Genomic DNA, 7,301 nt, shown 5'->3' on the forward strand with positions numbered 1-7,301 from the left:
CTGCGTCTCCTCGGGGAGATGACGGAACGTCTTGAAGGTGCGGTGCGACGATGAATCTCGAGAGCCAGCTACGGACGCTCGGTCTGGAACAGGGCGCCACAATGGACGAGGTGCGGGCCGCCTTCCGGCGACTCGCCCGGACCTGCCATCCCGATGTGGCCGGCCCCGGTTCGTCGCGGCGTTTCCAGGAGATCGCCGCGGCCTATGTGGCTCTCCGGAAGGAGCTGGACCACGAGCATCAGGGGGTGGGCGGAACCCGGCGGCCCGGCCGGCAGGGCGATGTCTCGGAGGAGAAACCCCCGCGGCACTTCTGGAAGGGCGCCGCGGAGCCCTTCGTGCGCTGGCTCCGCCGGAGGCGGGAGCGATCGGCGCGAAAGCGGCGGGACCGGGAGGCGGTGGAGCGGCGCTCCCGGGAACGGGAAAAGCAGCGCCGGATTGCTGTCACCGCCACGCTGGAGGAGGCGAAGCGACGGCTGAATCTGCTCCTTGCTCTGGATGAAGCGGAGCGGGCGCGGGAACAGATGGTGCGGGAGGCGGCGCTCCACCGTCTGCGGAGCAAGCATCCGCGGGTGCGTCTGCTGGCGCTGGGGACCCTGGTGGAGTATCTGGACGACAAGAAGGTCGTGGAGGGGGTGGCCGACCTGCTCACCCTGCGGGCGCCCGAGGAGGAGGAGCTGCTCCTCCTGCTGGCCCGGAACCCCCAGGCCTCGGTCCGCAGGGTGATCGCCAGGGCACTGGCGGTCCACGGCGCGCGAATGGAAACAGGATGCGCCTTCCGCTATCTCGGCTGGATCCGGATGCTACGCCGGCGGGCGGATCTCCTGGAGCCGCTGCTGGACCACCCCTCACCCGACGTGCGGGGGAAGGCGATCTCCCTGTGGGAGCGGGACAGCCCCCTCCCCGGGCTGCACATCCTCCGCCCGCTGCTGCAGTCCCCGGAGAAGGAGGTGCTGGTGCCCCTTCTGCACCTGCTGCGGAACAGGGAGTGCCCGCCCATTCTCGCGGGGTCCCTGCGACGGCTGGCCGCCGAACATCAGGATATTGCCGTCCGAACCCTGGCTTCGTCGCTTGTCTCCCGGGGCGCCACCAGGTACAATACAAACGGCACCCGAAGGGAGTGAGCAATGCCCCTTGAGTCGTTGTATGTTTTGCCAGATCGCATCCGGTGAAGCAGAGGCGGACATCGTGTATCAGGACGACAACGTGGTAGCCTTTCGGGATCTCGCCCCACAGGCGCCCGAGCATGTCCTGGTGATCCCCCGGCAGCATGTGGCCTCTGCGGCGGAGGTGGAGGACCCCACCCTCTGGGGAACGTTGATGGATGCAGTGGTTCGGGTGGCGCGTGAGATGGGTATGGAGCGCCGAGGGTACAGGATCGTCGTGAACTGCGGTCGCGAGGCCTGTCAGACGGTGCACCACCTGCACGTCCATCTGTTGTCGGGTCGACCCTTCAGTTGGCCCCCAGGATAAGAGCTGACGAAAAAGAAAGGGGGGAACCAGGTTGACCCAGATTCGACGAAGAGACAATGAATCCATCGATGACGCACTGAGGCGTTTTAAACGCCGGGTTCAGAAAGTCGGGGTCTTGAAAGAGGCGCGGCGCCACGAGCACTACGAGAAGCCCAGCGAGATGAAAAAGCGCAAGAAGGCCGCCGCTTCCAGGAACGCCCGGAAGAAGCGGTAGGAGACCGTACAGATAATGTGGCGAGACAGCGGGGGTGGCGGTGTCCATCCCCGCTCCCGTTATATTGTGACAGAAAACCTTGGGGAGCGTTGGTGCCCATGCGTTGTCCCAGCTGTGGATCCCCCGAGACGCGGGTGGTGGAAACGCGCACCGCCGAGGAGGGACGGGCCATCCGGCGACGTCGCCTCTGCGCGCACTGCGGGGTACGCTTCACCACCTACGAACGGGTGGAGGAACGGCCGCTGCTTCTGGTGGTGAAAAAGGACGGGAGACGGGAGTCCTTCAGCCGCGGGAAGCTGGTCCGCGGTTTCGGCAGGGCCTGCGAGAAGCGTCCCGTCTCGGTGGAGATGATCGAGGAGGCGGCCTCCCGCATCGAACACCAGTTCCAGCGGGAGGGGCTCGGCGAGGTGGCCAGCACGGAGATCGGCGAACGGGCCATGGAGGAGCTGCGCAGGCTTGACAAGGTGGCCTATGTCCGCTTTGCTTCCGTGTACAGGGAGTTCGCCGACCTGCACGGCTTCACCCGGGAGATCGGCAAACTCCTGGAGGAGAAGACATGACCCCCTCTGTCTTCCGGCAATCCGCCGGAGAGGCGGGGACCCCTGCGACGGAAGGATGGGAAGGTCCGTGACCACGAAGGCACTCAATCTCCCCAATGCGCTGAGTCTGCTCAGGGTCTTTCTGGCCCCCCTGGTGATGGTCTTTCTCACCCTGCGCATCAATATGCCGGTGACGGTCCTGGCCCCGCTGGGGGTCGTCGTCAGCTACGGAGACCTGCTGGCCGGCATCGTCTTCATCCTGGCGGCGCTCACCGACACCGCCGACGGCTACATCGCCCGCAAGCACGGCATCGTCACCAACCTGGGCAAGTTCATCGACCCCCTGGCCGACAAGATCCTCATCGTGGCCGCCCTGGTCTCGCTGGTGGAGCTCCAGCGTCTTCCCGCCTGGATCGTGGTGGTCATCCTCTCCCGGGAGTTCATCGTCACGGGGTTGCGGATGGTGGCCGCCGCGGAGGGGACCGTCATCGCCGCCTCCCTGTGGGGGAAGGCCAAGACGGTCAGCCAGATCGTGGCCATCTCGCTGATGATCCTCAACCTGCCCGGCGGCTGGGCCGCCATGCTGGTGGCGCTCCTTTTGACGGTGGCCTCCGGGATGGACTACCTGATGAAAGGCCGGGATCTCCTCTCCCAGACCGACTGACCTATTTCCTCCCTGTCAGCTTTCCCCAGAAGAAGAGCTGGAAGAGCACCACCAGGATCCCGGCGGCGAGACCGATGCCGCGGAGGATCCAGCCGAAGCTCCAGAAGGCCGCCAGCGCCGTGACCGTAAAGGGGGCGGTGAGCCAGACCACATCCATGGCGGCGGTGAAGAGGGTGAAGGTCACCGTGGTGCGGCTGGCGTGGGTCTCCCGGCTGAGCAGGGTGTAGAGCAGCGGGTAGGAGATCCCCATGCCGACGCCGTTGACCAGTCCGCCGACGAGAAACGCCGGGGTGGACGCCCCCCAGGTGGCCACGATGATCCCGGCCATCAGGGCGCCGAAGGAGGGCAGCAGCAGTCTGGCCCCCAGCCGGTCCACGATGTCGGCCAGAAAGAGGCGCACCCCCACTGCCGCCAGGGAGCTGGTCCAGAGGAAGGCGCTGGCCAGGGTGCCCCACTCCTGGGCGGCGTTGGCGATAAAGGGCCGTATGGGGGCGACGCTGCAGGCGAAGAGCGCCCCGGAGAGCAGAACCCCCGCCAGGGGACCGCTCAGATGGGTCTCCCTGATGGCCGTCCACATGGACACCCGTTCGTCTTCGGCGTCGGTGAAGGCGGCCAGCCGGCTGGTGAGGAAGACGGCCACCACGGCGCCGGCCAGGGCGATCAGCATGGTTGCTCTGGCGTGTCCGGCGAGGATCAGAAGCTCCCCCACCGGCATCACGACGATCTGGGGAAGCAGCGGGGCGAGCCCCGCGATGCCGAAGCCCCGGCCCCGAATCTCCGGCGGCAGGGCCCGCGCCTGATGGAGGGCGTTGGCCAGGACGATGATGCCCCACCCGACGCCCTGCAGACAGCGTCCCAGGATGATCAGCGGATAGAGATAGGTGGCCACCAGGAGGAGGGTCCCGCCCACCAGGAGGGCGTTGCCCGCCACCAGGCTGGTCCGCGTGCCGTGGCGGTGGATGAAGTGGTTCGACCAGGGGCGGGTTCCCAGCAGCGCCACCTCGAAGAGGGTCCAGGCGATCCCGATCTTCACGGGGGTCATGCCCCGCATGGAGAGCACCAGCGGATAGAGGAAAAAGAGCCCCAGACAGCTGTAGCTGAACAGCGAGGCGATAAAACATCTCCGGGATTCCCGGGGCAGAGCATTCCAGCCGAACAACGCCACCACCTCCATCGCGAAACGGCGGAAACAGACGGAACCGCCGGCGGAACGCCGGCGGACATCGTGCTATACTACCACAAGAAGAGTGCAGCAGATATGCCCGAGACGAGCCTCCAGCAGAGCCCAAAGACCAGAAGCTTGAGGAGGTCGTGTGATGGTGGAACATATCCAGCCGGAGCCCTTCCGGATCCGAATGGTCGAACCGGTGCAGGTACCGGACAGCGAGGAGCGCGAGGAGGCCCTCGCGGCGGCCCGGTTCAACATGTTCGGTCTGCAGTCGAAGGATGTCTATATCGATCTGCTGACCGACTCCGGAACGGGAGCCATGAGCAAGTACCAGTGGGCTGCGCTCCTCATGGGCGACGAGGCCTACGCCGGCGCCGACAGCTTCGCCCATCTGAAAGAGGCCGTCCGGTCCGTCCTGGGCTTCCCCCAGGTGATCCCCACGCACCAAGGACGTGCCGCCGAGAACGTGGTCTTCGGCAGTCTGGTGAACGAGGGCGACATCATCCCCTTCAACATGCCCTTCGACACCACCCGGGCCCACATCTTCAACCGGGGGGCCACGCCGGTGGAGTGCGTGATCGACGAGGCCTACGAGCCCGCGTCGGAGCATCCCTTCAAGGGCAACGTGGATATCGCCAGGCTGGAGCAGACCGTGGCCGACTACGGCAGAGAGCGGATCCCCTTCATCATGGTGACGCTCACCAACAACTCCGGCGGCGGCCAGCCGGTGAGCCTGGAGAACCTCCGGGCCGTAGCCACCGTGGCCGCACGGCACGGCATCCCCCTCTTCCTGGACGCCGCCCGCATGGCGGAAAACGCCTACTTCATCAAGATGCGCGAGGAGGGCTGCGGGGACTATTCCGTGGCGGAGCTCCTCCGGCTGACCATGGACACCGCCGATGCCATCACCGTCTCCTGCAAGAAGGACCCCCTGGTGAACATCGGCGGCATGATCTGCTGCCGCACCGAGGAGATGTACTACAAGCTGGTCCCGCGGGTGATCCTCTTTGAAGGCTTCGCCACCTACGGCGGGCTCGCCGGGCGGGATCTGGAGGCCCTGGCGGTGGGGCTGCGGGAGATGACCGACGAACACTACATGGCCCACCGTGTCGCCCAGGTGCGCTACCTCAGCGGACTGCTGGATGAAGGCGGCGTCCCCCACGTCAAACCCGCCGGAGGACACGCCGTCTTCATCGACGCGGCGGCCTTCCTCTCCCATATCCCCCGGGAGATGTACCCCGCCGACGTGCTCTCCGTGGAGGTCTACCGCGAGGGGGCGATCCGGGGGATCGGGCTCGGCGCGCTGGCCTTCGGGACCAGAGACAGGGAGACCGGGGAGATGTGCCTTCCCCGGCTGGAGCTCTACCGTCTGGCGATCAACAGGCGGACCTACACCAACAGCCATATGGAGTATGTGGCCCGGCAGATTGTCAATGTCTACAACCGGAGGAGTTCGATCCAGTACGGTCTGGAGATCGACTACGAGCCGCCTGTGGAGGGGCTGAAGCACTTCCTCGCCCATCTCCGTCCGGCGTCGCTCGCCTGAGGCGCGGTGCGGAGCGCAGCTCGGGACGCGGGAGACGGAAGGCAGACCATGACCGGGGCCGTCGGTGCCCCGGTCTGATTTTTTGACGCTCTCTTCCTCCGGGGCATATAATACAGTACCGGCTGGACAAGACGGCCGATTCGTTATCGAGGTGAACGCAGATGCTGCAGACAGTCAAACGCGCCCTGGGGTTCGACCCCAACGCCAAGGCGCTCAAGCGGTACAGATCGCGGGTGGAACGTATCAACGCGCTGGAGGAGACGGTGGCGGGCCTCAGCGACGCCGAGCTGGCGGCGCGGGGTCCGGCATTCAAGGAGCGCCTCGCCGACGGCGAAAGCGTGGACGAGCTGCTGGACGAGGTCTTCGCCGCCGTCCGGGAGGTGGCGAAGCGAACGGTGGGCATGCGCCATTTCGATGTGCAGCTCATCGGCGGAATGGCCCTCCACGAGGGACGGATCGCCGAGATGAAAACCGGCGAAGGAAAGACGCTGGCGGCGACCCTCGCCGTGGTCCTGAACGGCCTCGCCGGCGAGGGTGTGCATCTGGTGACGGTGAACGACTACCTGGCCAAGCGCGACGCCCGGTGGATGGGCCCCATCTACCGCTTTCTGGGCCTTTCGGTGGGCTTTCTGGAGCCCTTCATGGCTCCCGAGCAGCGGCAGGAGGCCTACGGGGCCGACATCACCTACGGTACCAACTCGGAGTTCGGCTTCGACTACCTCCGGGACAACATGGCGGCGCACCCCTCGCAGCTGGTGCAGCGGGGGCACGCCTACGCCATCGTCGACGAGGTGGACTCCATCCTCATCGACGAGGCGCGGACGCCGCTGATCATCTCCGGTCCCTCCGAGGACTCGCCGGAGCCCTACATCAAGGCCAACCGGGTGGCGAGCCAGCTCCGGAAGGACAAGCACTTCGAGATGGACGAGAAGGAGCGGAACATCGCCCTCACCGAGGAGGGCATCGCCCGCTGCGAGCAGGTGCTGCAGGTGAAGGAGCTCTTCACCGAGCTGCACCAGTCGGAGATGGGCCACCGGATCGTCCAGGCCCTGAAGGCCCAGCACCTCTTCCAGCGGGACGTGCACTACGTGGTCAAAGATGGCGAGGTGGTGATCGTCGACGAGTTCACCGGCCGGCTCATGGAGGGCCGGCGCTTCTCCGACGGACTGCATCAGGCCATCGAAGCCAAGGAGAAGGTCCAGGTGGGCAAGGAGAACCAGACCTACGCCACCGTCACCCTCCAGAACTACTTCCGCATGTACAGGAAGCTCGCCGGCATGACCGGGACGGCCGCTACGGAGGAAGAGGAGTTCACGGAGATCTACAACCTGCCTGTGGTGATCATCCCCACCAACATGCCCATGATCCGGGAGGACCACGCCGACGTGATCTTCCGTACCAAGCGGGAGAAGTTCCAGAGCGTGGCCGACGAGGTGGCCGAGGCCCACGGCCGGGGACAGCCGGTGCTGGTGGGGACCACGTCCATCGAGACCTCCGAGCTGATCAGCAAGCTGCTGAAGGCCAGGAGGATCCCCCACGAGGTGCTCAACGCCAAGTACCACGAGAAGGAGGCGGCCATCGTCGCGCAGGCGGGCCGCGAAGGCGCCGTGACAGTGGCCACGAACATGGCGGGCCGCGGGACGGACATCGTGCTCGGCGGCAGCCCCGAGGCCCTGGCCGACGAGGAGGCCGCCAGGAAG

At 66.2% G+C, this 7,301-nt stretch carries 8 protein-coding genes; 7 read left to right on the plus strand and 1 reads right to left on the minus strand.

Features of this window, described 5'->3' with window-relative positions; all coding sequences use genetic code 11:
* Window positions 1-50: 50 nt before the first annotated feature.
* The 5 genes from K9L28_11170 (at window position 51) to pgsA (ending at window position 2,887) form a co-directional block, all read left to right on the plus strand.
* Window positions 51-1,121: a J domain-containing protein gene (locus K9L28_11170; GenBank protein MCF7936890.1), complete on the plus strand. Its 1,071-nt coding sequence runs from the start codon at window positions 51-53 to the stop codon at window positions 1,119-1,121.
* Between the two features lie 10 nt (window positions 1,122-1,131).
* Window positions 1,132-1,470 (plus strand): histidine triad nucleotide-binding protein, encoded by a 339-nt coding sequence (locus K9L28_11175; GenBank protein ID MCF7936891.1) that lies wholly within the window; start codon window positions 1,132-1,134, stop codon window positions 1,468-1,470.
* A gap of 31 nt (window positions 1,471-1,501) precedes the next feature.
* A complete protein-coding gene (gene rpsU, locus K9L28_11180) occupies window positions 1,502-1,684 on the plus strand; it encodes a 30S ribosomal protein S21 (GenBank protein MCF7936892.1) in 183 nt (60 codons plus the stop codon).
* A gap of 98 nt (window positions 1,685-1,782) precedes the next feature.
* Window positions 1,783-2,244 (plus strand): transcriptional regulator NrdR, encoded by a 462-nt coding sequence (gene nrdR / locus K9L28_11185; GenBank protein MCF7936893.1) that lies wholly within the window; start codon window positions 1,783-1,785, stop codon window positions 2,242-2,244.
* A 55-nt stretch (window positions 2,245-2,299) separates the two neighbouring features.
* A complete protein-coding gene (gene pgsA / locus K9L28_11190; protein ID MCF7936894.1) occupies window positions 2,300-2,887 on the plus strand; it encodes a CDP-diacylglycerol--glycerol-3-phosphate 3-phosphatidyltransferase in 588 nt (195 codons plus the stop codon).
* A 1-nt stretch (window position 2,888) separates the two neighbouring features.
* Here pgsA and K9L28_11195 read toward each other — a convergent pair whose 3' ends face one another.
* On the minus strand, window positions 2,889-4,046 hold the full coding sequence (locus tag K9L28_11195) for an MFS transporter (GenBank protein MCF7936895.1): 1,158 nt from the start codon (window positions 4,044-4,046) through the stop codon (window positions 2,889-2,891).
* Between the two features lie 157 nt (window positions 4,047-4,203).
* On the opposite strand from K9L28_11195, the gene K9L28_11200 reads away from it, so the two are divergent.
* Window positions 4,204-5,601, plus strand: a complete 1,398-nt coding sequence (locus K9L28_11200; protein MCF7936896.1) for a tryptophanase — start codon at window positions 4,204-4,206, stop codon at window positions 5,599-5,601.
* A 161-nt stretch (window positions 5,602-5,762) separates the two neighbouring features.
* A partial coding sequence (gene secA / locus K9L28_11205) for a preprotein translocase subunit SecA (protein MCF7936897.1) occupies window positions 5,763-7,301 on the plus strand: 1,539 nt, incomplete at its 3' end.

The sequence above is a fragment of the Synergistales bacterium genome, from assembly GCA_021736445.1.
Lineage (GTDB): Bacteria > Synergistota > Synergistia > Synergistales > Aminiphilaceae > JAIPGA01.

What these genes read in the sequence shown, in the direction of transcription:
- K9L28_11170 (MCF7936890.1), top strand. Translation starts at nt 51, where the DNA reads ATGAATCTCGAGAGCCAGCTACGGACGCTCGGTCTGGAACAGGGCGCC.
- nrdR (MCF7936893.1), top strand. Translation starts at nt 1,783, where the DNA reads ATGCGTTGTCCCAGCTGTGGATCCCCCGAGACGCGGGTGGTGGAAACG.
- pgsA (MCF7936894.1), top strand. Translation starts at nt 2,300, where the DNA reads ATGGGAAGGTCCGTGACCACGAAGGCACTCAATCTCCCCAATGCGCTG.
- K9L28_11200 (MCF7936896.1), top strand. Translation starts at nt 4,204, where the DNA reads ATGGTGGAACATATCCAGCCGGAGCCCTTCCGGATCCGAATGGTCGAA.